The following is a 21,017-nucleotide window of genomic DNA, read 5'->3' on the forward strand; positions in this document are numbered from 1 at the left end:
TGGCGTTTCGGGGCGGGGCGGCGTCAGGCGCGGCGGGCGCGGAGGTGGGCGGCGGCGCGTTGGCCCCGAGCCGCGATCACGCGGTATGCCCTGACTGCGAGGCCGGGCGCGGCGTTCATCAGCTTGGCCGACGCCGCGTTGGGTAGGCACGCCTCGACGGGCCGGTCGCGGAGCACGTCCTGGAGGAGCGTCGAGACCTGCCCGGTCGTGAGCGGGGTGCCCGTCAGAAACGTCACGGCCGCCTCGTCGCGGTCGATCTGGTCGTCGAGCATCTGCGTGTCGACCACGCCCGGGCACACGGTGCTGACGGCCACGCCCCGTTCCCTCAGCTCGCACGCGATCGAGACGGAGAACCCGCGGACGGCGTGCTTTGTGGCGCCGTAGATCGCGTTGCCCGGCGTGTACGCGATGCCGGCCAGCGACGCCATGTTGACGATGTGGCCCCACCCCTGGGACACCATCTGCTCGGCGGCCACCTTCGACCCGTAGAGCACGCCCTTCACGTTGACGTCGACCTGGAGGTCGATCTGGCGGTCGTCGATCTCCCAGATCCATCCCGGCGTGAGGACGCCGGCGATGTTGCAGACGGCGTCGATCCGACCGTGCTCCTCGACCACCCCGCCCACGACGTCGCGCCACGCGGCGAGACTAGACACGTCGAGCCGCCGGAGTTGGGCGGGCGTGTCGCCGAAGGCGGCCTCCAGCCCGTCCAGGTCGAGGTCGCACAGGACGAGGCGGCGGTCGCCTTCGGCGAGCAGGTCGCGGGCGAACTGGCGGGCGATCCCGTTCGCGGCGCCCGTAATGAGCGTGACGGCGGGGCCGTGGGGGCGGGGCGGCATGGGCAGCGGGGGCGGGTGATCGTCCAGAATAGGGCGGGGTGGAGGACCGGGAATGCCCGCCCCGCCCGGGAGCTTCACGCGGCCGCGCGGGCGGGGCGGGAGCCGTTTCCGCCCGCGCGCGTGTCCGTACGATGTGCCGCCCCGCCCCCGTCGAGGGCGCCTCCACCCCGCCCTCCCCATTATGCCCGCTTGGGCCGCCGCCCTGCTCTCCGTCTTCGGCCTGTCACTCGTGTCGCTGGCCGGCGCGCTCACGCTGTCGCTGAAAAAAGGGCGCCTGGAGCGGGTCATCTTCCTGCTCGTCTCGTTCGCCGTCGGCGCCATGCTGGGCGGGGCGCTCCTCCACCTCATCCCCGAGTCGTACGAGGCGTTCGGCGGCGGACCCGAGACCGGCCTGCTCGTGCTGGCGGGCGTGCTGTCCTTTTTCGTCCTCGAGAAGTTCCTGCACTGGCGCCACCAACACGGGGCGCCCGAGGCCATCGCCGGGGCCACGGGCCACGCGCACCACCCCGCCCACGGGGCGCCGGGCGGGGCGGCCGGCAGTGCGGAGGGCGGGGCGGCCCCGTTCGCGCTCGTCGCGCTGGCGGGGAGCGTGGCGCACAACCTGATCGACGGGGCGGTCGTGGCCGCGGCCTACCTCGTCTCGATCCCCACAGGCGTGGTCACGACGCTGGCCGTGATGCTCCACGAGATCCCGCAGGAGATCGGCAACTTCGGCGTGCTCGTCTACGGCGGCTACGCGCCGCGGAAGGCGCTCCTGTACAACTTCGCCGCCGGCCTCGTCGGGCTCGTCGGCGCGGGCCTCGTGCTCCTGCTCGGCTCGCGCGTCGACGGCCTGGCCGACGGGCTCCTGCCGGTCACGGCCGGCGCGTTCCTCTACATCGCCGGCAGCGACCTCATCCCCGAGCTCAACCGCCGCCACAGCTACCCGGCGTCGAAGGCGGTCGGCCAGCTCGTGATGATGGTGCTCGGCATCGCGCTGATGGCGCTGCCGCTGGTGTGGGAATGAGCGGAGGGGGCAGGTAGAGCGAGAGAGCGGGAAGAGAGAGCGGGAAGAGAGAGCGCGGGAAGAGCAGGTCGGGTGCCCGCCCGCCCCGCTCGCGTGCGAGGGCGGGGCGGGAGCCGTGCGTGGAGGAGCAGAAAGCCTTGACCCGCCTCGCCCCCGTCAACAGGTTGCTCTACCTGCTCTACCTGCTCTACCTGCTCTACCTGCTCTACCTGCTCTACCTGCTCGCCTCCGCGATCCTCGCCGCCGTCTCGGCAAATGGGCGGAACGTCACACCGAGCTCCCGCACCGCCTTGCCGTTCGCGTAGCGGTGCGTCTCTGCCGCCGTCCGCGCGGTCGCCTGCGTCAGCGGCGGCTCGCTCCGCGTGACCGCCCCGCCCAGGCTGCCGAGCGCGCCGGCGAGGCGGAGCAGGGCGGGGGGGACCGTCGCCCGGGGCGGGGCGGCGCCGAGGGCCGCGGCGAGCGTGCCCAGGATCGCCGTCCAGCTCAGGTTCTCCGACGCCAGCACGTAGCGCTCGCCGGTCCCGCCCCGCTCGGCCGCCGCGCGGAGGCCCGCGACGACGTCGGCCACGTCCACGACGGCCGTGCCGCCGGGCGGGGCGAGCGGGAGGCGGCCGGCGGCGACGCGCGCGACGAGCCGGCCGGTGCCCTCGTCCGGCCGCGCGCCCGGGCCGAACACGAGGGCGGGGTTGATGGTCGTGGCGTCGAGCCCCTCGGCCACGGCGCGCAGCACCTCCAGCTCGGCGTCCCGCTTGCTGGCCGCGTAGGCCGTGTTCTGGCGCGAGGGCGTCCACACGGCGGTCTCGTCGATGGCCCCGCCCGCGTGCTCCGGCCGCCCCAGCGCCGCGATGCTCGACGTGTGGACGAGCCGGCCCACGCCGGCGTCGAGCGCGGCGTCGACGACGTGCGCCGTGCCGCGGACGTTGACCGCGCGGAGCGCCCGCCGCGCGGCCGGGCCGAAGGCGACGACGGCCGCCACGTGGTACACGAGGTCCACGCCGTCCATCGCGTCGCGGACCGAGGCCGGGTCGGTCACGTCGCCCAGCGCGTGCTGCACCTCGCGGGCCGCCCCGCCCAGCAGGTCGAGCCGCGACGTGGGCCGCCGGAGCACGCGGACCGCCGCCCCGCCCGCGACGAGCGCGCGCACGAGCGCCGACCCCACGAACCCGGTCGCGCCGGTGACCAGGATCACGATGGGACGGCGAGCGTGACCTCGCCGGCGTGGAGGGCGACCTCGCCGGCGCCGGTCGCGAGCCGGAGCGCGCCCGTCGGCGCGAGGCCGACGACGCGGCCTTCGACCGGCGGCCGGTCCGTCCCCGGAAACCCCACGGCGACGGTTTCGCCGCGCTGTTCGAGACGCCCCTCGATGTCCGCGACGAGCCGGGCGGGGCGGCCCTCGGCGTCGGCCAGGCGCGCTTCGAGGCGGCGGAGGAACGGGTCGAGCGGGGCGAGGCGCTCGACGGGCCGCCCGGTCACGAGGCGGACCGACGTGGCGCGGTCGGCGAGCGCGTCGGGGAACGCCGCCTGCTCGACGTTGAGCCCGGCGCCCAGCACGACGGTCGGCCGCCGCCCCGCCCATGTCGCCTCGGCGAGCACACCGGCCAGCTTCCGCCCGCCCACGCGGACGTCGTTCGGCCACTTGAGCTGGGCGCCCACGCCGAACGCGTCGAGCGCCTCGGCGAGCGCGAGCCCAGCCGCGAGCGCGACGAGCCCGAGCCGCTCGGCGTCGAGGGCGGGGCGGAGCACGAGCGACAGCATGAGGCTCTGGCCCGGCGCGTCGGCCCAAGTCCGCCCCCAGCGGCCCCGCCCCGCCCGCTGGTGCGCGGCCGTGACGAGCGCGCCGTGCGGGGCGCCGGCCTCGGCCCACGCCGCCGCCTCGGTCATCGTCGAGCCGACGGCGTCGAGGTGGCGGGCGGGGTGGCCGAGTGGGCGGACGGGCATGGCGGAAGGTAGGAGGGATGCGGGACGGAGGGATAGAGGGATAGGGCGCACGCGGGGCGGGGTGGCGTCAGATTCGCCCCGCCCGTGGGGCGTAGGGGCGACCGGCGGTCGCCCGCGCCGGCAACCGCCGGTGGGCGGGGCGGCCCCCGACCACCCCGCCCGACGGCGGGCACCCGTAGGGACACGGCGTGCCGTGTCCGGGGCGGGCGGGGAGACCTGGGATGGCGCCGACACCGTCCCGAGGCGACGGCAGTCCCCCTCCTGGCCAGGAGGGGATAGGGGTGGTGGTCGGGCGAGCACGGCGGCCTGGACGAGCACCGCCCCGCCCGGCGGCCTGCGCTGGTCGGGACGCGACGTACCGCGTCCGGGGCAGGCGGACCCAAAGGGCGGGGCGGTCTGAGGAGCTTGCCCCGCTGGACGGCGCCCCCTCCATCCCGCATTCCTCACCGCCCCGCCCGCACCGTCCACGCGGTCCGCAGGCGGACGGGCTCGGCGAGCGGGACGTCCGTCCGCGTGTCGGTCTCGACCTCGCGCGGGAGCCACGCGCCGCCCCGCCCCGGCGCGAGCGCGACGCGCACCCGGCTCGCCTCGGTGTAGACCACCGAGTCCGCCCGGCGCTCGACCTCGACGACGACCGGCCGGGCCGTCTGCGGGTCGACGGCCGCACGCACGCGGCGGACCGCCTGCTCGGCCGTCGTGTCGATGAGCACGGCCTCGACCAGCCGGAGCGCCCGCCCCGCCACGACCGTGTCGCCCACGACCGCGCGCCGGTACTGCTCGCGCGAGGCCGGGTCGACGAACGCGGGCTCGGAGGGGAGCGCCGAGCCGATCGGGTCGCGGAGGCGGGGCGGGTCGTCTGACGGCTCGGCCAGCGTGCCCGTGCCCCGCCGCTCCTCGACGCGGACCGCGCCCCCGGCAGACCGAACCGTAAGGGCCGCCTCGCCCACGGCCGCCCCGCCCGCGTCCCGCTGCGTCACGTCGAGGTCGGCCACGTAGCCGGCGGAGTCGAGCCGGGCGAAGGCGCCGGCGAGGGCGTCCTGGGTCACGTTCGCGAGCAAACGGTCGGCCTCCGACGGCGCCGCCGCTGGGGGCGCGTCGGCCGCGCAGCCGCCCACGGCGCTGAGGAGGACGAAGGCGGCGAAGCGGGCGAACAAAGCAGGCGGACTCGAATGGGCGGGGTGGGGGCGCTCGTCAGAACCCGCCCCGCCCCGCCGGGTTGCAGCGGCCCCCGACCGCCCCGCCCCTCCCGCACGCATGTCCCTCGACCGAGAGCGCTCCGTCGCCGAAGCCGCCGCCCACGCCGCCGCAGACTTTATCCGCGAACACGCCGGCGGGCTCGACGCCTCCGACGTCCGCTCGAAGGGGACGCACGACTTGGTCACGTTCGTCGACGAGGGCGCGCAGCGGATCGTGCTCGACGCGCTCCGCGAGGCGTTCCCGGACGACACGTTGCTGGGCGAGGAGGGCGCGTCGGAGGTCCAGGCGCGCCTAGCTGAGCCCCGCGTGTGGATCGTCGACCCGCTCGACGGGACCACCAACTTTACGCGCGGCGTCCCGCCGTACGCCGTCTCGATCGGGCTCCGCGAGGGCGGGGCGGCGGCCGTCGGCGTGGTCGTCGACGTGATGTCCGGCGAAACGTTTTCGGCCGTGCGCGGCGGCGGCTGCACCGTCGACGGCCGCCCCACCCGCGTGGCCGAGGCGGAGCGGCTGGACGAGTCGCTGATCTCGACGGGCTTCCCGTTTCGCGACTACCGCTACGTGGCGGCCTACCTCGAAACGTTCGAGGCCGCGATCCGCGGGACGCGCGGGGTCCGCCGCCACGGGTCGGCGGCGGTCGACCTGGCGTGGGTGGCGGCGGGGCGGTTCGACGGCTTTTTCGAGGCCGGGCTCGCGCCGTGGGACGTGGCCGCCGGCGTCGCGCTCGTCGAGGCCGCCGGCGGGCGCGTGGCCGGTCTGTGGCCCGGCGCCGACCCCGTCGCCACGGGCGGCCTCGTGGCCGCGGCGCCCGGCGTGTTCGACGCGCTCGCCGAGGTCGCCGCCCCGCTCGGGCGGGCGTACCGCGGGGTGGTGGAGGGCGACGCGCTTTAGCCGCCCCGCCCGAGCGGCGATACTCGGTGGCCCCACGCCCCGCCTCATGCCCCGCCCCCGCGTCCTCGTCGCCGACGACGTCCCCGAAAACCGGACGCTCTTCTCGATCTACCTGCGCAAGGAGTACGACGTGGTCGCGGTCGCGACGGCCGAGGAGGCGCTCGCCGAGATCGAGGGCGGGGCGGTCGACGTGGCGCTCCTCGACCTCAACTACCAGGGCGGCATGACGGGCATCGAACTGGTCGCGCGCCTCCGCGCGGGCGGGGCGACGGCCGCCGTGCCGGCCCTCGCGCTGACGGCCCACGCCTCGCCGTCCGACCGCGCGCGGTGCCTCGCGGCCGGGTTCGACGCCTATCTCTCGAAGCCGGTCCTGCGCGTCCCGATGCTCGAAGCCGTCCGCGACCTGCTGGGCGGGGCGGCGTAGGGGGCAGGGGAGAGGAGGAGGAGGACACGTGCCGCGCCTCCCGCCTCTTCTCAGAGACTGTTTGGTAGGAGTCTCCCTCCCCCACCGGGGGAGGGCCGGGGTGGGGGACAGACATGGGAGGCCAGGGCGAGGGCGGGGCCGCCGGCCGAGGTCCCCCTCCCAGCCTCCCCCCGCTGGGGGGAGGAGACGGAACGTTGGATACCAGATAGTCTCTCCGCCGCCCCGCCCCTCGTGCCGGGCGGGGCGGGGCGGCGGTAGCTTGGCGGCCCCTGACTGACCTCCCCCTCATGGCTGACACGCCCGCCGGGCACGGACTCCTCGCCGGCAAAGTCGGCGTCATCTCCGGCGCCCTCGACCCCAACTCCATCGCCTGGGCGCTCGCCGAGGCCGCCCACCGCGAGGGCGCCCGGTTCGTCCTCACGAACGCGCCCGTCGCCAGCCGCTTCGGCCAGCTCGACGAGCTCGCCGAGAAGACGGGCGGGAGCCCCATCGTCTACGCCGACGCGACGAACGACGACGACCTCGACGCCCTCTTCGCCGAGGCCAAAGAGCACCTGGGCGGCCCGCTCGACTTCGTGGTCCACTCGATCGGGATGGGCCTCAACGTGCGCAAGGGGAAGCCGTACGAGGGGCTGAAGTACGAGTGGTACCTCAAGACCCTCGACATCTCGGCCGTCTCGCTGCACCGGATGGTCCGGGCCGCGCTCGACGGCGACGCCATGAAAGACGGCGGCTCGGTGCTCGCCATGAGCTTTATCGGCGCCCAGCGGATCTTCTCGGAGTACAGCGAGATGGGCGACGCGAAGGCGCTCCTCGAGTCCATCGTGCGCTCGCTGGGCTACCGGCTGGGCCGGCGCGGCATCCGCATCAACGCCGTCTCGCAGAGCCCGACGCGGACGACGGCCGGCGGCGGGATCGGCGGGTTCGACACGCTGTTCGACTTCGCCGAAAAGGTGGCCCCGCTCGGCAACGCCGACGCCGCCAGCTGCGCCGACTACTGCGTGACGCTCCTCAGCGACTACGCCCGCATGGTGACGATGCAGACGCTGTACCACGACGGCGGTTTTTCTGCCATGGGCATCTCCGACGCGCTCGTCGAGCAGATGGGCGGGACCGTCGGAGAGGACTCGTGACGCGGGCGGGGTGGGTCCTCGTCCTCGTGGCGCTCTGGGCGGCGCCCGCCGCCGCTTGCGACTGCATGGCGATGGGGCCGGCCTTCCAGGCCGAGGCGTTCGATGAGCCCGACCGGATGCTCGCGCTCCTCACCAGCCACGACGAGGTGTTCGCCGGCCGCGTCGTCGAGCGCGTGCCGTTCGAGGCCCAGACGATCGCCGGGTTCGGCGCCAACGAGTACGTCTTCGAGGTCGGCCGCCGGTGGCGGGGCGGGGTGGAGGACCGGGTCGTCATATCGAACGACGGGTGGAATTGCTCCTACGCGCCTGCCTTCGACAGGGGCGACTGGTTTCTCGTGTTCGCGCGGTGGACCGAGGGTGGGGGGCTCACGACGGAGATGTGCTGGACCGCCCCGCCCATCCAACTCGGCCACGTCGCGGACGGTTGGGCAACCGGCTACTCCATCGGCGGGGGAGTGGCGCAACTGGGCGGCCTCGGCGGTGACCTGTTCGGGTGGCTGGACGCAGCGGCAGCCCGCTTCGGGGGCGTCGGTGGGGGCGAGCGGCTCGATCCGTCCGGTCCTCCTACGACGCTCACGGTCACGGTCGTGGATGGAGTGAGCGGGGCGCCCGTCCCGACCGACAGCACGCTCCAGGTCGGCGTGACGGAGTGGTGGGGTGGGGTGCAGATGGAGGGCGCCGCCCCGCCCACGTTTCAACGGCTATCTGGGGAGGGTCCTGTCCGGTTTCAGGCCACCCTCGCGCCGGGGCTCTACCAGGTCGGTGCCTCGTACGGCGACCGGCATGGCGTCGTCGGCGTAATCGCCACGGGCGGGGCGCGGATCGTCCGCGTGGCGCTCTTCGAGCTTGACCCGGGGTCCCTATGATCGGCCTCCCCGACGGCGGCCTCCGCGCGGCGTCCGTCGTGGTGCTGGCGCTCGTGTTCGTGGGCGCCGGCGCGCTCCACTTCGTGCGGCCGCAGGCGTTCGAGGCGATCGTCCCGCCGACCCTCCCCGCCCCGCGCCTGCTCGTGCTCGTGAGCGGGGCGGCGGAGATTTTGGGCGGGCTGGGGCTCCTGGTCCCGGCCGTCCGCCCGTGGGCGGGGTGGGGGCTGGTGGCGCTGCTCGTGGCCGTCTTCCCGGCCAACGTCTTCATGGCCACGCACGCCGAGCGGTTCGCGGGCCTCGCGCCGGCGTGGGCGCTGTGGGCGCGGCTCCCGCTCCAGGCCGTCCTCATCGTGTGGGTGGTCTGGGCGAGCCGCCCGTGACCGCCCCGCCCCCGGCAGGCGGGCGGGGCGGGGGAGGGGCTCCACCCCGCCCACGCATGAGGGCGAGTCGGCTCTGGCGCCTGGGCGGGGCGGCGGCGCTCGCGCTCCTCCTGGTCGGGTGCCTCGCGGACCCCGACGCCAGCGTCGTCGCCCCGCCCCCGCAGGACGGCGTCGACGTGCTGGAGACGATCGCAGACCTCCGGCTGGAGCCTGAGGCGCTGGCGCTCGGCGGCCGCGTGTCGCTCGTGGTCGCCGTGCCGGACACGCTGGGCACGCTCGTGCTCGGGCTCGACGACGCGCTCACCGTCCGCGCCGTGCGCGTGGACGGGCGGCCCGTGGAGATCCTCCGCGACGGCGACGCGCTGGGCGTCCCGGTCGGCGGCGCGGGCGGGGTGGTCGTGGTCGACGTGGACTACGACGGCACGCCGGCGGCCGGGCTCTACGCGGGCGAGGCGCCGGGGCAGCGCGTGGTCTACACCGACGCCTGGCCCGACCGCGCGGCCGGCTGGCTCCCGGGCGTCCACCACCCGTCGGACCCGACGATGCTCGACCTCACGCTCGACGTGCCGGCGGCGTTCGACGTGGCCGCGAGCGGCGTCGCCGCGTCGGACTCCGTCGGGGGCGGGCGGCGCGTGGCCCGGTTCGTGCTCGACCGCCCCGCCCCGGTTTACACGGCCGCCTTCGCCGTCGGCGACTTCGACGTGGTCGAGGGCGGGGCGGCCGCGGGCGGGGCGGTGCCGCTCCGCCACGTGCTCCTGGCCGGCGAGCGCGGCCGGGCGGGGCGGCTCGGGCGGACCGGCGCGGCGCTCGACACGCTCGCCGCCCTCCTCGGGCCGTACCCGTACGCGGCCTACGCGACGGTCCAGGTGCCCATGCGCTACGCCGGCATGGAGAACGCCGCCGCCCCGTTCCTCCGCGCCGACCTCTACGGCGCCGACGCGCCGGGCCGCAACGCGGTCGAGGAGGTCAACGTCCACGAACTCGTGCATCAGTGGTGGGGGAACGACGTGGTGCCGGCCGACTGGCGCGACCTGTGGCTGAGCGAGGGGCCGGCTACGTATCTCACGGCCGAGGTCTACCGCCGTCTCGACGGCGAGGACGCCGGGCGCCGCCACCTTGTCCGCATGGTGCGCGAGATCGGCCTTGAGGACGCCGCCCGCCGCCTCGTTCCGGCGTCGCTCGACGACCCGGCCGACGTGCTCTCAGCGACGGTGTACAACAAGGGCGGGGCGGTCCTCCACCTGCTCCGCCTGACGTTGGGCGACGCCGCGTTCTGGCATGGGCTCCGCCGCGTCCGCGAGGCGTACGCCGACCGCCCGCTCTCGACGGCTGCGTTCCAGCGCGCACTGGAGCGAGAGACGGGTCGCGACCTGAGCGGCGTCTTCCGCGTGTGGGTTTATGGCGAGGGCCTCCCCGCCCTCGAAACACGGTGGGACGGCGCGACGCAAACGCTCTCGTGGACGGTGACGGGCGACGGCGGCACGCTCGACGGCGTCCCGTTCGAGCTCTTTGTCCGCCAGGGTGGCGGGGCGGGGCGGTTCGTTGCGGCCACGGCGGGCTCCATTCGCCTACTGGGCGCCGACGCGCCGACGGTGGAGCCGGTGGGGATCCTGCTCCGCGTGGAGTAGGCGCGGGGCGCCGCCGCCCCGCCCGTTGGACCGTGAGGGCGGGGCGGCCGGCCCTTGCCGCCTGTCGTGGCCGCCCCGCCCGTCGCGGTCGTCAGCCCACGGGCGACCGCCGGTCGCCCCTACGGCCATGCTTCGTTGCCCAAACGCCGTTGCGCGCAACGGCGCTACGGCTCCCGCCCCCGTCGACCGACGGCGCCCTGGGCGGGGCGGAGAACTCTGAGACAACCTCCCCGCCCCGCCCACTTTTCCGCGGGCGGGGCGGCCATCTTCCGCCTTCCGCCTTCCGCCTTCCGCCTTCCGCCTTCCGCCTTCCGCCTTCCCGTGATCCGCCTCTTCCTCTCCGACATCGACGGCTGCCTCAGCGAGCCGTACACGGCGTACGACCTCGACGGCTTCGCGCAGCTGCGCCGGTGGGCGGGGCGGGCCGAGACCGACCCGCGCTACCCGCGCCTCGGGATCTGCTCGGGGCGCGCGTACGCCTACGTCGAGGCCGTGGCCCAGGCGCTCGGGCTCCGCGCGCCGGCGCTGTTCGAGAGCGGGGGCGGGCGGTTCGACCTGGAAGGTGCCCGGATCACCTGGAACCCCGCCCTCACGCCCGAGGTCGAGCGCGACCTCGACGCCGTGCGGGCGTTTTTGCTGGAGGCCGTCGTTCCGCGCTCCGAGACCGTCTTGTTCGACTACGGCAAGCGGAGCCAGGCCGGCATCGTGGGGCCGGTGCCGGGCGAGTGCGAGCGGCACCTGCCGGACGTCGAGGCGTTCGTCGCGGCCCACGCGCCCGACCTCGTCGCCTACCACACGCCGTACTCCGTCGACGTGGTGCCGGCGGCGCTGACGAAGGTGCTGGCGCTCCAGTGGCTGGCGGACGCGGACGGGCTGGACCTCGCCGAGATCGCCTTCATCGGCGACACGAACGGCGACGCCCCGGCGATCGCCGCGTGCGGGTTGGGGTTCGCGCCGGCCAACGGCGCTCGCCCTGCCCGCGAGGCGGCCGACGTCGTGACCGAGGGGGCGGTGCTCGACGGCGTGCTGGAGGCGTACCGCGTCTGCCTCCGCCGCAACGGCTTGGACGTCGCCGCCTAGGGGCGGCAGAGGGTAGCCCCGGAGTCCGAGAGGCGCCGCCGAGCACGCGGGGCGAGGGCGTTTTCTGACGCGCCGACGCACGAACCGGCGGTGGGGTGCGCGTTCGCTCGTTCGGTGCCCGCCCCGCCCTCGCTCTCCCCGTGCCGGCTCGTGAGTGACGTGAGCGTTGCCTCCGGGCGGGGCGGCCTATATGTTGCCACTCCCCCGGACTCACCTCATGGCCCGCCCCGCCCTCGTCCTCCTGCTCGTCCTCGCCGCTGGCCCCGCCCTCGGACAGGCGAGTGCGGGCGGCTTCGACGCGCGCACCGAGCCCACGCCGCCGCCCATCGAGCGGGCCTACGACGTCGACGCCGCGCCGGCGTACTACGTGACGGCCCCGGAGGTCGCGCTCCGCGCGGCGCCCGACGACCGGGCGGCCGTGGTCCTGACGCTCCGCGTCCGCGACGGCGTCCGCGTGCTCGGCGACGAGGCGGGCGGGGCGGGGTGGCGGCTCGTCCAGTACGGGCCGGACCGCGGGTACGTCCGCGCCGAGGCGATCTCGAACGTCTGGGTCCGCGTCGACAAGTCGGACCGGACGGTGTACGTGTACCGCGGCGACCGGCTCGTGCGCGAGCTGCCGGCCGACGTCTCGCGCAGCGACGAGGACAAGGTCCGCCGGTCGGCGCGCGGCGAGGCCGACCACTACCGGGTGCCGGAGGGCGTGTTCTTCGTGTGCCGGAAAAACGACGCCTCCCAGTACTACCGGGCGTTCGTGGTCAGCTACCCCAACCCGGTCCACGCGCTGCGCGGGCTGGAGCGCGGGCTCATCACGCAGGCCCAGTACGAGGCCATCGTGGACGCCGACCGCGAGGGCCGCGAGCCGCCGATGGGCACGCGGCTCGGCGGGCTCATCGAGATCCACGGCAACGGCTCCGGCCGCCGCCGTGCGTGGACGCGCGGGTGCGTCGCGCTCCGCAACGTGCACATGGACGAGCTGTGGGCCTACGTCGAGGTCGGGACGCCGATCGTGATCGAGCCGTAGAGCGACGAGCTACGGGTAGAGCGCTCGCCGCCCCGCCCGTGGCGGCGAGGGCGGGGCGGCTCCGCCGGGGGCGGGGTGGAGGCGCGGGGCGGGCTCGTCACCCTTCGCTCTTTGCTCCGCGCCCGCCCCGCCCGCGCGCAACACCTCCCAGCGGGCAGTCGTACCCGGTGGGAACCCAACCCCGCACACCATGACCGCCCTCCGCACGGCCGTCTGCCTGGCCGCTCTCGTCCTCGTGGGCGGGGCGGCCGCCGCCCAGCCGGCGCTGGTCCCGCTCGACGACGCCGGCGCCGGACCCGTCTACCGCGTCACGATCGACGGGATGATCGACAACGCGCTCGCCCAGTACGTCCAGCGCGCGCTCGACGACGCGGCCGCGGCGGACGCGGCGGCCGTCGTGTTTCGGATCGACACGTTCGGTGGGCTCCTGGAGGCGGCCGACCAGATCCGCAAGGCCGTCCTCTCGTCGCCGGTCCCGACCGTCGCCGTCGTCGACCGGAACGCGGCCTCGGCCGGGGCCATCATCGCCTACGCCAACGATCGGATCGTGTTCGTCCCCGGCGCCTCGATGGGCGCGGCGACGGCCGTGAACGGGGCGGGCGAGTACGCCCCCGAGAAGGTCCAGAGCTACACGCGCGGCATGATCCGCGCGACGGCCGAGGCGACCGGCCGCGACCCGCAGATCGCCGAGGCGATGGTCGACGAGACGATCGTGGTGCCGGGCGTGGTCGACGACAGCACGCTCCTCACGCTGTCCGCCGACGAGGCCGTCCTCTTAGGCGTCGCCGACGCCGAGCTGCCGTCGGTCGACGCGGCCGTCGAGGCGCTCGGGCTGGCCGACCGCGAGCAGGTCACACATGGGGCGTCGACGGCCGAGCGCGTGCTCCGCTTTCTGGGCTCGCCGGTGCTCGCCTCGATCCTCATGATGATGATGATGGGCGGGCTGTACTTCGAGATCCAGACGCCCGGCGTCGGGTTCGCGGGCGCCGTGGCGGTCGTCGGCGCGGCCCTCTTTTTCGCCCCGCACTATTTGCTCGGGCTCGTCCAGGCGTGGGAGATCGCGCTGTTCGTGGTCGGCGTCGGGCTTTTGCTCGTTGAGGTGTTCGTGACGCCCGGGTTCGGCGTGTTCGGGATCGCCGGGATCGTGGCCATGCTGGGGGCGCTCTTTATCGCGCTCATCCCGAACATCGGGTTCGCGTTCCCGACCGACGTCGAGATCGCCCGCGCGTCGACGACGTTGGCGGCCGCCCTCGTGCTCGTCGTGCTGTTCGCCATCTCGCTCGGCCGGCTTCTGCCCAAGTCGGAGCGCCTCAACCGGCTCGTTCTCGCGCCCACGCTGTCGAGCCTCGAGGGGTACACGTCGGCCGACACGGTGGCCGCGCTCGTCGGGCAGCGGGGGACGGCGCTCACCGGCCTCCGCCCGTCGGGGACGGCCACCGTCGGCGGCGTCCGCGTGGACGTCGTCTCCGAGGGGACGTTCGTGGCGCCGGGCGCCCCCGTCGAAGTCGTCAGCGCGGCCGGGTCGCGCGTCGTCGTCCGCGAGGTGGCCTGATGCGGGGACGAGGTGCCGGGCTCGTGGTACGGGCGGGGTGGCGCGACAGGACGCGTGCCCCGTACCGGGTACCCCGTGCCCTTTCCCCCCGCCCCGCCCCAACGTGGAGCTCCTGATCCCCGCCCTCTTGATCCTGGTCGGCCTCGCGCTCGTGGCCGTCGAGGTCACGGTCGTGCCCGGCCTCAACGCGGTCGGCGTGCTGGGGGTGGTAGGCGCGGCCGTCGGCGTGGTCTACGCGTTCGTCGAGCTCGGGTGGGCGGGCGGGTTGGCCACGCTCGCGGCCACGCTCCTGGCCGCGGGCGGGGTGGCGTACCTCCTGTGGGACTCGGGCGCGTGGGACCGCTTCGTGCTCTCCGACAGCCTCCGCCGCGACGCCGACGCCGACGCCGAGGAGCACGCGGGGCGTGCGCGGATGCTGGGGCAGACGGGGACGGCGCTCACCCCGCTCCGCCCGGGCGGGGTGGCCGAGGTGGGCGGGGCGCGCCTCGAGGTCGAGACCGAGGGGGCGTTCGTGGCCGCCGGCAGCCGGGTCCGCGTGGTGGCGCTCGACCGCCGGCGGTTTATCGTCCGCGTGGTCGAGGAGTAGGGCCACGGCGGGTGCGCGCGGGCGGGGCGGAGTAGCTTCCGCCACCCCGCCCCTGGGTCCGCCCCGACTGCCATGCGCCCCGCCCTCGCCGCCCTCGTCCTCGTCCTCGCCGCCGGCTGCGCCGAGCCCGGCCCGCCTGCCGCCCCGCCCGAGGGGTGGACCGCCGATGGCGGCCGCTGGTGGGTCCCGGGCACCGACACGTCGGCCGCCTTCCGCGACCTCTCGACGATCGAGGGCATGGGCGTCGCCCGCGACGGGTCCGAGTTCGTGCGGTGGTCGCAGGAGAAGATGACCGACCTCTACCGGACGAACCCCGAAGTCGTCGACTCGGTCTTCGGCGCCGACTTTCTCGTGGTCGTCGAGGACGGCGTGCCGTCGGGCGGCAACTACGGAACCGAGGCGGACGCCCTCGTGAAGAGCGTCAAGGCCGACTTTTTCCAGCGCTACAACCCGGCGCAGACCGTCCCCCGCACGGATCCGCTCGTGGTCCCGGACAGCCTCGCCGACGTGAGCGGCCGCGTCGCGGTCCAGGTGTACCTCACGCCGGACCAGGAGCCCGTCGCCGTCGAGCTCCTGGAGGGGACGGGCACGACGCTGGACGAGATCACCATGCGGCGGGCCATCGAGGGCGAGTACACCGACGCGTGGGTCCGCGAGGGCGCCGGCCAGTCGCGCGGCGTCAACGTGCCGAACTGGGTCCGCGTGACCAACACGTTCGGCATACGGTAGGAGGCAGCAGGCCAGTGGAAGATCAGCGGGTCAGTAGGTCGGTAGAAGATCCGTAGGGCAGTGGGGGCGCCTGGCGTCCGGCGGGGCGGCACTGTGGACGACGCGCCGCCCCGCCCCGCCCCCCGCGCTACACGGGCGGGGCGGGCACCGGGATGGGGACGTCGGCGCTGCGCCGACGCACGCAACGGCGCTACGGTCGGGCGGGGCGGTGTGCTGCGACGTCGGGCGCCACCCGGCCCCTTGGGTCCGCCCCGCCCTCTGCGCCACGCAGGCGGGGCGGGCACCCGCCGACCCACTGGCTACCGCCGGCGGACCGCCTCCGGCACGCCGTCGAGCCACCCCGCCCGGACGACGCCCCACAGGCCGACGGCGATGGCCTCGGCGACGTCGTGGCGGAGCGGCCCCTTGGGGCGGGGCGCCCCGCTCCACTCGATGACGGCGCGCGCGAGGCCGTCGGCCGCCGCCTTCGCGTCGGCGCCGGAGCGGCGCTCGCGAGGGAGGAGCAGGGGCCGCCTCCACGTCTCGGCGTCGACCACGCGGACGCGGAGCCCGGCCCGCTCGCCGGCCCGTTTCCAGATCTCCGCGATGTCGCCGCCGCCCTCCAGCACGAGGCGCTCGACGCCCGCGTGGTTGTTCAGCACCGAGCCGGCCGCCCGCCGCAGTCGGGCGCGCGTGCCCAGGTTCTGCGAGCGGTACGAGACCAGCCGCCCGTCCCGCCCGTACAGCGCGAGTCCGGTGCGAAGCCCGAGGTCGACGGCGAGAAGCAACGGAATGCGGAATGTTGAATGACGAACGCGGAAGAGAACGCGGGACCGCTCGGGCGGGGCGGCAGGCTATGCGGACGTTCCGCAGCACCACCCCGCCCAACGTCTTGCGCGGGCGGGGCGGACTCCTTTTGAACATTCTGCCTTCCGCCTTCCCGCTACCGTCCGAAGCCGTACTCGCGGAGGTGGCCCTCGCGGTCGCGCCAGTCGGCCCGGGTCTTGACGTAGAGCTGGAGGTAGACGCCGCGGCCGAGGAAGGCCTCGATCTCCTCGCGGGCCGCCTGCCCGAGCCGCTTGAGCGCACGGCCGCCCTTCCCGATGAGGATGGCCTTCTGCGAGTCCCGCTCGACGACCACGTCGCACGCCACGAAGTCCTTGCCGTCCGGCCGCTCCTCGTAGGTCACGACGACGACCTGGGTCGCGTAGGGGACCTCGTCGCGGAACTGGTGGAACACGGCCTCGCGCACGATCTCGGCGATGAAGAACCGCTCGGGGTGCTCCGAGAGCTGGTCTTTCGGGTAGTACGGCGGGCCGGGCGGGATCCGCTCCAGGACGAGGTCGAGGAGCCCGGCCGTCCCCGTCCCCTTGAGGGCCGAGACCGGGACGACGGCGTCGACGCCCCGCCCGAGCGCGTCCGTGTAGAGGTCGACGAGCGGGAGCGCCTCGTCGACCATGCCCAGCTTGTCGGCCTTGTTGAGCGCGAGGAGCAGCGGGCCGCGGAAGCCGCGGACGCGCTCGGCCGCCTGCTGGTCGTCGTGCGTCAGCCGGTCGCGCGTGGCGTCGGCCAGGAAGACCGTCACGTCGGCGTCGCCGAGCGAGCGGTCGACGTCGCGCATCATGTGCTGGTGCAGCCGGTACTTCGGCCGGACCACGCCTGGCGTGTCGAGGACGATGAGCTGGTAGCCGTGCTCCGCGTCGTCGCCTTCGGAGAGGATGCCGAGCACGCGGTTGCGTGTGGTGGACGGCCGCGGCGAGACGATCGACAGCTTGGTCCCCAGCCAGCGGTTGAGGAGCGTCGACTTGCCCACGTTGGGGGCGCCCACGAGCGCGACGTAGCCGCTCCGGTGGACGTCCGCCGCCCCGCCCTCGACGGCGGGCTCGGGCGGGGCGGAGTCGAGGGCCGCCCCGCCCTCGGCGGGGGCGTCGGGCGGGGCGGGGCGGTCGGGAGCGTCGGGCACGGGCAGTTTGGCGAGGCGGGCGGCGGGGGCGGCGCCAACGCCGGCCCTGGCGGCGCGGGTCCTGAGGGCGGCGCGCACCCGTGTGGCCGCTGGGTGGAGAGCGCTACGCTCCGCCGATCACGTCGAGGTAGGCGCGGACGGCCGCTGCGAGGCCCCGCTCGAGGGCGTCGGCGACGAGCGCCTGACCGATCGACACCTCGTCGACGCCGGGGACGGCGGCGAGGTACGGGCCGAGGTTGGCAAGGTCGAGGTCGTGGCCCGCGTTCACGCCCAGGCCCGCCGCGCGTGCGGCCTCGGCCGACGCCCGGTGGCGGTCGAGGAACGGGGCGGGGTGGCCGTCGGCGAACGCGTGGGCGTAGGGGCCGGTGTACAGCTCGACACGGTCGGCGCCGACTGCGGCGGCGGCGGCGACCGTCGCGGGGTCGGCGTCGACGAACAGGCTCACGCGGCAGCCCAGGTCTTTGAGCTCCTCGATCACGGGCCGCAGGCGGTCGCCGTCGCGGGCGAGGTCCCACCCGTGGTCGCTCGTAAGCTGGCCGGCGGCGTCGGGGACGAGCGTGGCCTGGGCGGGGCGGGCGCGGCGGGCGATCTCGACGAGTCCGGGGTACGCGTAGCCGTCCGTCTGCGCAGGCGGGGCGAACGGGTTGGCCTCGACGTTCAGCTCGCGCCCCGCCTCGGCGGCGACGGCGGCGAGGGCGTCGGCGTCGGCGGCGAGGGCGTGGCGGCCGTCGGGGCGGGGGTGGAGCGTGAGGCCGGCGGCCCCGGCGTCGAGGCACACGCGGCCGAGCGCGGCGACGTCGGGGCGGCCGCCGCCCCGCGCGTTGCGGACGAGGGCCACCTTGTTGAGGTTGACGCTGAGTTGGGTCATAGAGGACGTACGACGGCGCGCGGCGCGCGATCCGCCCCGCCCCCGCCGGAGCGGGCGGGGCGGATGTTGGGCGGGGCGGCCGGGCGGGGCGGAGCCGAGGGGCGGGGTGCTCGCGCCGGCCGTGCGAGGCCACCTTGCCTTTCGGGGCGGGCCAGGGCTATCCTCAGCGGGGCCGCGTGGTATCGGCTGCCCCCTCTGTTCCCTTCGCCCACCCCCCCTCCCGAATGGCCACCGCCGGCGCCCCTAGCGGCAGCAACCTCGCCATCCGCATCGTCCTCGGCCTCGCGATCATCGGCCTCGTCGTGTGGCTGTTCTTCGTCACCGTCGTGCCCGCCCAGCGCGCGGAGGCCGCCCAGCGCCAAACGGACCTGACGCGCGAGCGGATGGACGACGTGCGGACGGCGCTCATCGCCTACCGCGACTCGGTCGGCCGGTACCCCGGGTCGCTCGACTCGCTCGCGATGTTCGCGCGGACCGACTCGGTCTTCAACGCCCGCATCTCGCGTCAGGAGGAGCGGCTCGCGCCGGTCGCGGTCGACTCGCTGATGTACTCGCCGCGGACCGGCTCCCGGCTGGACTACCAGGTCGTCCGCGATACGAGCGGCCTCGAGATCTACTGGCTGGCCGACCCCGACGCCCTGGGCGACTCGATCGGGTCGCGCGACCCGAACCCGGCCCTCCGCAACGCCGCCTCCTGGGAGTAGAGCCCGGCACCGCGCCGCCGCCGACATGGCCGCTCCTGACCCTACGACCGCCCCGCCCGAGCGGGAGCCGTCCGCCCGTCGCGTCGTCGCCGGCGTGTCGCTGAGCGGCCCGGACCTGCGCTACGCCGAGGTCGTCCACGAGGGCGGGGCGGCCCGGCTCCGGCGGCTCGGCGTGCTCGACTTCGCGTTCGACGTCGAGCGGGCCGTCCTGGGCGACGGCGCCCCCGACGCCCTGAGCGAAGTCGCCGAGGCGCTCGGCGAGGTCCTGGGCGGCACCGAGGCGTCCGTGCTCGTCGTCGCCGCGCACCCGACGACCACGACGACGTTTTTCACCCCGCTCCCCGCGGGGATCTCGGACGAGGCCCGCGACGCCCAAATCCGCCAGGAGACGGCGCTCCTGGCCGACCTCGCGCCCGACCTCGCCGTCCGCGTGCGGGCCGTCCCGGTGCGGTCGGAGTCCGGCCCCGGCGGCGGGCGCCGGTGGTACCACGTGGTCCACGCCGCCGAGCCCGTCCACGTCCGCCTCTCGCTGCTCGCCGATGCCCTCGGCGTGCCGGCCTACGACCTCGCCGACACGACGCGCGCCGTGGCCGCGCTCGCCGACCGCCCCGCCCCCGACAACGGCGACAGCGCGGCGGGCGGGGCGGAGGCGCCGGTCGAGGTCGTCGTGGGCGCCTACGCGGCGCACACCGAGGTCGCGCTCTGCCAGGGCGGGGCGTTCCTGTTCGGCCACAGCGGGGCCGGCACGACGCCCGAGGACACGGCCTACTTCGCGCTCTCGGCGCTCCAGCACGCGGGGCTCGACGCCGCGGCCGCCGGCCGGCTGCGGACCTACGGGACGGCGGCCGACGCCGACCGCCTCGCGCTCGCGGCCGACCTCCTGGGGCGCGACCTCGAGCCGCTCGACCCGTTCGCTGCGTTCGGCCGGAGCCCCGACGTCTCGGACGCCGAGCGGGCCGCGTTCGCGCCGGTCCTCGGCGGCTTGCTCTAGGGCGGGGTGACGCCGACCGCCCCGCCCGCGCCCCGCGCCGGAGGCCCCGCGCCTCCAGAGAGGGCGGGCTAGTGCGGATCGTCGGCGGAGCGCTCGCGCGGCGCACGATCGAGGCCCCCAGGGGGAGCCGGACGCGGCCGACGACGGACCGCGTCCGCGAGGCGCTGTTCAACCTGCTCGGCGCGCGCCTGGACTTGGGCGGGGCGGTCGTGACCGACTTGTTCGCGGGGAGCGGGGCGCTGGGGCTCGAAGCCCTCAGTCGCGGCGCCGCACGCGCCACGTTCGTCGAGCGCCACGGGCCGACGCTCGCGCTCGCGCGGCGGAACGCGCAGGCGCTGGGCGTCGAGGACCGGGCCGCCTTCGTCCGCGCCGATGCGCTCAAGGCGCTGGCCCGCGGGCTCGGCCCGTGCGACCTCGTTTTGGCCGACCCGCCCTACGACCTCCCCGAGCTCCCGGACCTCCCCGCCCTCGCCCGCCCCGCCCTCGCGCCGGGCGGCCTGCTGGCCGTCGAGCACGACGCGCGCCACGCGTTCGGCGGCGCCCCCGGCTGGCTCCTCTCGCGCGCCTACGGCGGGACCGTCGTGAGCCTGTTCGAGGGGACGGGAGAAAAGGGATGAGGCACGGGGCGGGGCGGCCGATCTTGCCCCTTGCCCCTTGCCCCTTGCCCCTTGCCCCGCATGAAGCTCGCCCTCTACCCCGGCACGTTCGACCCCATCACGCTCGGCCACCTCGACGTGCTGGAGCGGGCGCTCCGCGTGTTCGACCGCATCGAGATGACGGTCGCCGTGAACGCGTCGAAGCAGACGCTCTTCTCGACCGAGGACCGCGTGGGGCTGGTGCAGGCGAGCGTCGAGGGCGTCGAGGGCGCCGACCGCGTGACGGTGACGGCCTTCGAGGGGCTCCTCGTCGACCACGCCCGGGCGACCGGCGCGGTGGCGCTCGTCCGCGGGCTCCGGCAGGTGTCGGACTTCGACTACGAGTTCCGCATGGCGCTCGCCAACCGGCGCCTGTTCCCCGAGCTCCAGTCCGTGTTCCTGATGCCGGGCGAGGCGCACACGTTCGTCGCCGCGTCCATCGTCCGCGAGATCCACCACTGGGGCGGCGACGTGTCGTCGTTCGTGCCGCCGGTCGTGGCCGAGGCCCTCGCGGCGCGGCCGGGGCGGGGCGGGGCGGACCCGACGTAGGCCGTTTGGGCACAAAGGATGGGATTGGCTGCACGGGCGGGGTGGCCCTAGCCTGGGC

General features: G+C 75.5%; 23 protein-coding genes. 16 read left to right on the forward strand and 7 right to left on the reverse strand.

Annotated features, from left to right (window positions below; genetic code table 11):
• Window positions 1-23: 23 nt before the first annotated feature.
• A complete protein-coding gene (locus tag RM540_RS10035; RefSeq protein WP_311663670.1) occupies window positions 24-839 on the reverse strand; it encodes an SDR family oxidoreductase in 816 nt (271 codons plus the stop codon).
• Window positions 840-1,020: 181 nt separating this feature from the next.
• Here RM540_RS10035 and RM540_RS10040 point away from each other — a divergent pair, with 181 nt between their 5' ends.
• Entirely contained in the window at window positions 1,021-1,845 is an 825-nt protein-coding gene (locus RM540_RS10040; protein WP_311663672.1) for a ZIP family metal transporter, read from the forward strand.
• A 214-nt stretch (window positions 1,846-2,059) separates the two neighbouring features.
• On the opposite strand, the gene RM540_RS10045 is transcribed toward RM540_RS10040, so the two are convergent.
• From RM540_RS10045 to RM540_RS10055, 3 genes are all read right to left on the reverse strand, one after another.
• Window positions 2,060-3,034 (reverse strand): SDR family NAD(P)-dependent oxidoreductase, encoded by a 975-nt coding sequence (locus RM540_RS10045; protein ID WP_311663674.1) that lies wholly within the window; start codon window positions 3,032-3,034, stop codon window positions 2,060-2,062.
• Window positions 3,031-3,783 (reverse strand): biotin--[acetyl-CoA-carboxylase] ligase, encoded by a 753-nt coding sequence (locus tag RM540_RS10050; RefSeq protein WP_311663676.1) that lies wholly within the window; start codon window positions 3,781-3,783, stop codon window positions 3,031-3,033. The genes RM540_RS10045 and RM540_RS10050 overlap by 4 nt, the downstream gene beginning before the upstream one ends.
• Before the next feature lie 443 nt (window positions 3,784-4,226).
• Window positions 4,227-4,937 (reverse strand): hypothetical protein, encoded by a 711-nt coding sequence (locus RM540_RS10055; protein WP_311663678.1) that lies wholly within the window; start codon window positions 4,935-4,937, stop codon window positions 4,227-4,229.
• A gap of 100 nt (window positions 4,938-5,037) precedes the next feature.
• On the opposite strand from RM540_RS10055, the gene RM540_RS10060 reads away from it, so the two are divergent.
• From RM540_RS10060 to RM540_RS10110, 11 genes are all read left to right on the forward strand, one after another.
• Window positions 5,038-5,871, forward strand: a complete 834-nt coding sequence (locus RM540_RS10060) for an inositol monophosphatase family protein (RefSeq protein ID WP_311663680.1) — start codon at window positions 5,038-5,040, stop codon at window positions 5,869-5,871.
• A gap of 46 nt (window positions 5,872-5,917) precedes the next feature.
• Window positions 5,918-6,295 (forward strand): response regulator, encoded by a 378-nt coding sequence (locus RM540_RS10065; RefSeq protein ID WP_311663682.1) that lies wholly within the window; start codon window positions 5,918-5,920, stop codon window positions 6,293-6,295.
• 287 nt (window positions 6,296-6,582) lie between these two features.
• Complete coding sequence (locus tag RM540_RS10070; RefSeq protein ID WP_311663684.1) at window positions 6,583-7,428, forward strand: enoyl-ACP reductase FabI; 846 nt, start codon at window positions 6,583-6,585, stop codon at window positions 7,426-7,428.
• A complete protein-coding gene (locus tag RM540_RS10075) occupies window positions 7,425-8,294 on the forward strand; it encodes a hypothetical protein (protein WP_311663686.1) in 870 nt (289 codons plus the stop codon). Before RM540_RS10070 ends, RM540_RS10075 begins: the two co-directional genes overlap by 4 nt.
• On the forward strand, window positions 8,291-8,674 hold the full coding sequence (locus RM540_RS10080; protein WP_311663687.1) for a DoxX family protein: 384 nt from the start codon (window positions 8,291-8,293) through the stop codon (window positions 8,672-8,674). Before RM540_RS10075 ends, RM540_RS10080 begins: the two co-directional genes overlap by 4 nt.
• A 56-nt stretch (window positions 8,675-8,730) precedes the next feature.
• Window positions 8,731-10,302, forward strand: coding sequence for a M1 family aminopeptidase (locus RM540_RS10085; protein WP_311663688.1), 1,572 nt, complete (start codon window positions 8,731-8,733; stop codon window positions 10,300-10,302).
• 321 nt (window positions 10,303-10,623) lie between these two features.
• Entirely contained in the window at window positions 10,624-11,382 is a 759-nt protein-coding gene (locus RM540_RS10090) for an HAD family hydrolase (RefSeq protein WP_311663689.1), read from the forward strand.
• Window positions 11,383-11,599: 217 nt separating this feature from the next.
• On the forward strand, window positions 11,600-12,403 hold the full coding sequence (locus tag RM540_RS10095) for a L,D-transpeptidase family protein (RefSeq protein WP_311663690.1): 804 nt from the start codon (window positions 11,600-11,602) through the stop codon (window positions 12,401-12,403).
• Between the two features lie 190 nt (window positions 12,404-12,593).
• Window positions 12,594-13,955 (forward strand): NfeD family protein, encoded by a 1,362-nt coding sequence (locus RM540_RS10100; RefSeq protein WP_311663692.1) that lies wholly within the window; start codon window positions 12,594-12,596, stop codon window positions 13,953-13,955.
• Window positions 13,956-14,058: 103 nt separating this feature from the next.
• Window positions 14,059-14,541, forward strand: a complete 483-nt coding sequence (locus tag RM540_RS10105) for an NfeD family protein (protein ID WP_311663693.1) — start codon at window positions 14,059-14,061, stop codon at window positions 14,539-14,541.
• 72 nt (window positions 14,542-14,613) lie between these two features.
• On the forward strand, window positions 14,614-15,270 hold the full coding sequence (locus tag RM540_RS10110) for a hypothetical protein (RefSeq protein WP_311663694.1): 657 nt from the start codon (window positions 14,614-14,616) through the stop codon (window positions 15,268-15,270).
• Between the two features lie 299 nt (window positions 15,271-15,569).
• Here the strand turns inward: RM540_RS10110 and RM540_RS10115 are convergent, their stop codons facing one another.
• The 3 genes from RM540_RS10115 to RM540_RS10125 all read right to left on the reverse strand — a co-directional run bounded on the left by RM540_RS10115 (window position 15,570) and on the right by RM540_RS10125 (window position 18,080).
• On the reverse strand, window positions 15,570-16,037 hold the full coding sequence (locus tag RM540_RS10115) for a hypothetical protein (RefSeq protein ID WP_311663696.1): 468 nt from the start codon (window positions 16,035-16,037) through the stop codon (window positions 15,570-15,572).
• Between the two features lie 155 nt (window positions 16,038-16,192).
• On the reverse strand, window positions 16,193-17,212 hold the full coding sequence (gene era / locus RM540_RS10120) for a GTPase Era (RefSeq protein ID WP_311663698.1): 1,020 nt from the start codon (window positions 17,210-17,212) through the stop codon (window positions 16,193-16,195).
• Window positions 17,213-17,315: 103 nt separating this feature from the next.
• Window positions 17,316-18,080, reverse strand: coding sequence for a pyridoxine 5'-phosphate synthase (locus tag RM540_RS10125; protein ID WP_311663700.1), 765 nt, complete (start codon window positions 18,078-18,080; stop codon window positions 17,316-17,318).
• 224 nt (window positions 18,081-18,304) lie between these two features.
• Between RM540_RS10125 and RM540_RS10130 the strand changes: the two genes are divergently transcribed.
• The 4 genes from RM540_RS10130 (at window position 18,305) to coaD (ending at window position 20,959) form a co-directional block, all read left to right on the forward strand.
• Window positions 18,305-18,784 (forward strand): hypothetical protein, encoded by a 480-nt coding sequence (locus tag RM540_RS10130; RefSeq protein ID WP_311663702.1) that lies wholly within the window; start codon window positions 18,305-18,307, stop codon window positions 18,782-18,784.
• A 25-nt stretch (window positions 18,785-18,809) separates the two neighbouring features.
• Window positions 18,810-19,775 (forward strand): hypothetical protein, encoded by a 966-nt coding sequence (locus RM540_RS10135; protein WP_311663704.1) that lies wholly within the window; start codon window positions 18,810-18,812, stop codon window positions 19,773-19,775.
• Between the two features lie 71 nt (window positions 19,776-19,846).
• Complete coding sequence (rsmD, locus tag RM540_RS10140) at window positions 19,847-20,392, forward strand: 16S rRNA (guanine(966)-N(2))-methyltransferase RsmD (RefSeq protein WP_311663706.1); 546 nt, start codon at window positions 19,847-19,849, stop codon at window positions 20,390-20,392.
• Between the two features lie 60 nt (window positions 20,393-20,452).
• Window positions 20,453-20,959, forward strand: coding sequence for a pantetheine-phosphate adenylyltransferase (gene coaD, locus RM540_RS10145; RefSeq protein WP_311663708.1), 507 nt, complete (start codon window positions 20,453-20,455; stop codon window positions 20,957-20,959).
• Window positions 20,960-21,017 lie beyond the last annotated feature (58 nt).

Origin of the sequence: Rubrivirga litoralis (assembly GCF_031846415.1) — a bacterium.
Classification (GTDB): Bacteria; Bacteroidota; Rhodothermia; order Rhodothermales; family Rubricoccaceae; genus Rubrivirga; species Rubrivirga litoralis.

Excerpts from the sequence above, each read along its gene's own strand:
- RM540_RS10035 (WP_311663670.1), bottom strand. The coding sequence starts at position 839 with ATGCCGCCCCGCCCCCACGGCCCCGCCGTCACGCTCATTACGGGCGCC.
- RM540_RS10040 (WP_311663672.1), top strand. The coding sequence starts at position 1,021 with ATGCCCGCTTGGGCCGCCGCCCTGCTCTCCGTCTTCGGCCTGTCACTC.
- RM540_RS10050 (WP_311663676.1), bottom strand. The coding sequence starts at position 3,783 with ATGCCCGTCCGCCCACTCGGCCACCCCGCCCGCCACCTCGACGCCGTC.
- RM540_RS10060 (WP_311663680.1), top strand. The coding sequence starts at position 5,038 with ATGTCCCTCGACCGAGAGCGCTCCGTCGCCGAAGCCGCCGCCCACGCC.
- RM540_RS10065 (WP_311663682.1), top strand. The coding sequence starts at position 5,918 with ATGCCCCGCCCCCGCGTCCTCGTCGCCGACGACGTCCCCGAAAACCGG.
- RM540_RS10070 (WP_311663684.1), top strand. The coding sequence starts at position 6,583 with ATGGCTGACACGCCCGCCGGGCACGGACTCCTCGCCGGCAAAGTCGGC.
- RM540_RS10080 (WP_311663687.1), top strand. The coding sequence starts at position 8,291 with ATGATCGGCCTCCCCGACGGCGGCCTCCGCGCGGCGTCCGTCGTGGTG.
- RM540_RS10085 (WP_311663688.1), top strand. The coding sequence starts at position 8,731 with ATGAGGGCGAGTCGGCTCTGGCGCCTGGGCGGGGCGGCGGCGCTCGCG.
- RM540_RS10095 (WP_311663690.1), top strand. The coding sequence starts at position 11,600 with ATGGCCCGCCCCGCCCTCGTCCTCCTGCTCGTCCTCGCCGCTGGCCCC.
- RM540_RS10100 (WP_311663692.1), top strand. The coding sequence starts at position 12,594 with ATGACCGCCCTCCGCACGGCCGTCTGCCTGGCCGCTCTCGTCCTCGTG.
- RM540_RS10110 (WP_311663694.1), top strand. The coding sequence starts at position 14,614 with ATGCGCCCCGCCCTCGCCGCCCTCGTCCTCGTCCTCGCCGCCGGCTGC.
- RM540_RS10125 (WP_311663700.1), bottom strand. The coding sequence starts at position 18,080 with ATGACCCAACTCAGCGTCAACCTCAACAAGGTGGCCCTCGTCCGCAAC.
- RM540_RS10130 (WP_311663702.1), top strand. The coding sequence starts at position 18,305 with ATGGCCACCGCCGGCGCCCCTAGCGGCAGCAACCTCGCCATCCGCATC.
- RM540_RS10135 (WP_311663704.1), top strand. The coding sequence starts at position 18,810 with ATGGCCGCTCCTGACCCTACGACCGCCCCGCCCGAGCGGGAGCCGTCC.
- coaD (WP_311663708.1), top strand. The coding sequence starts at position 20,453 with ATGAAGCTCGCCCTCTACCCCGGCACGTTCGACCCCATCACGCTCGGC.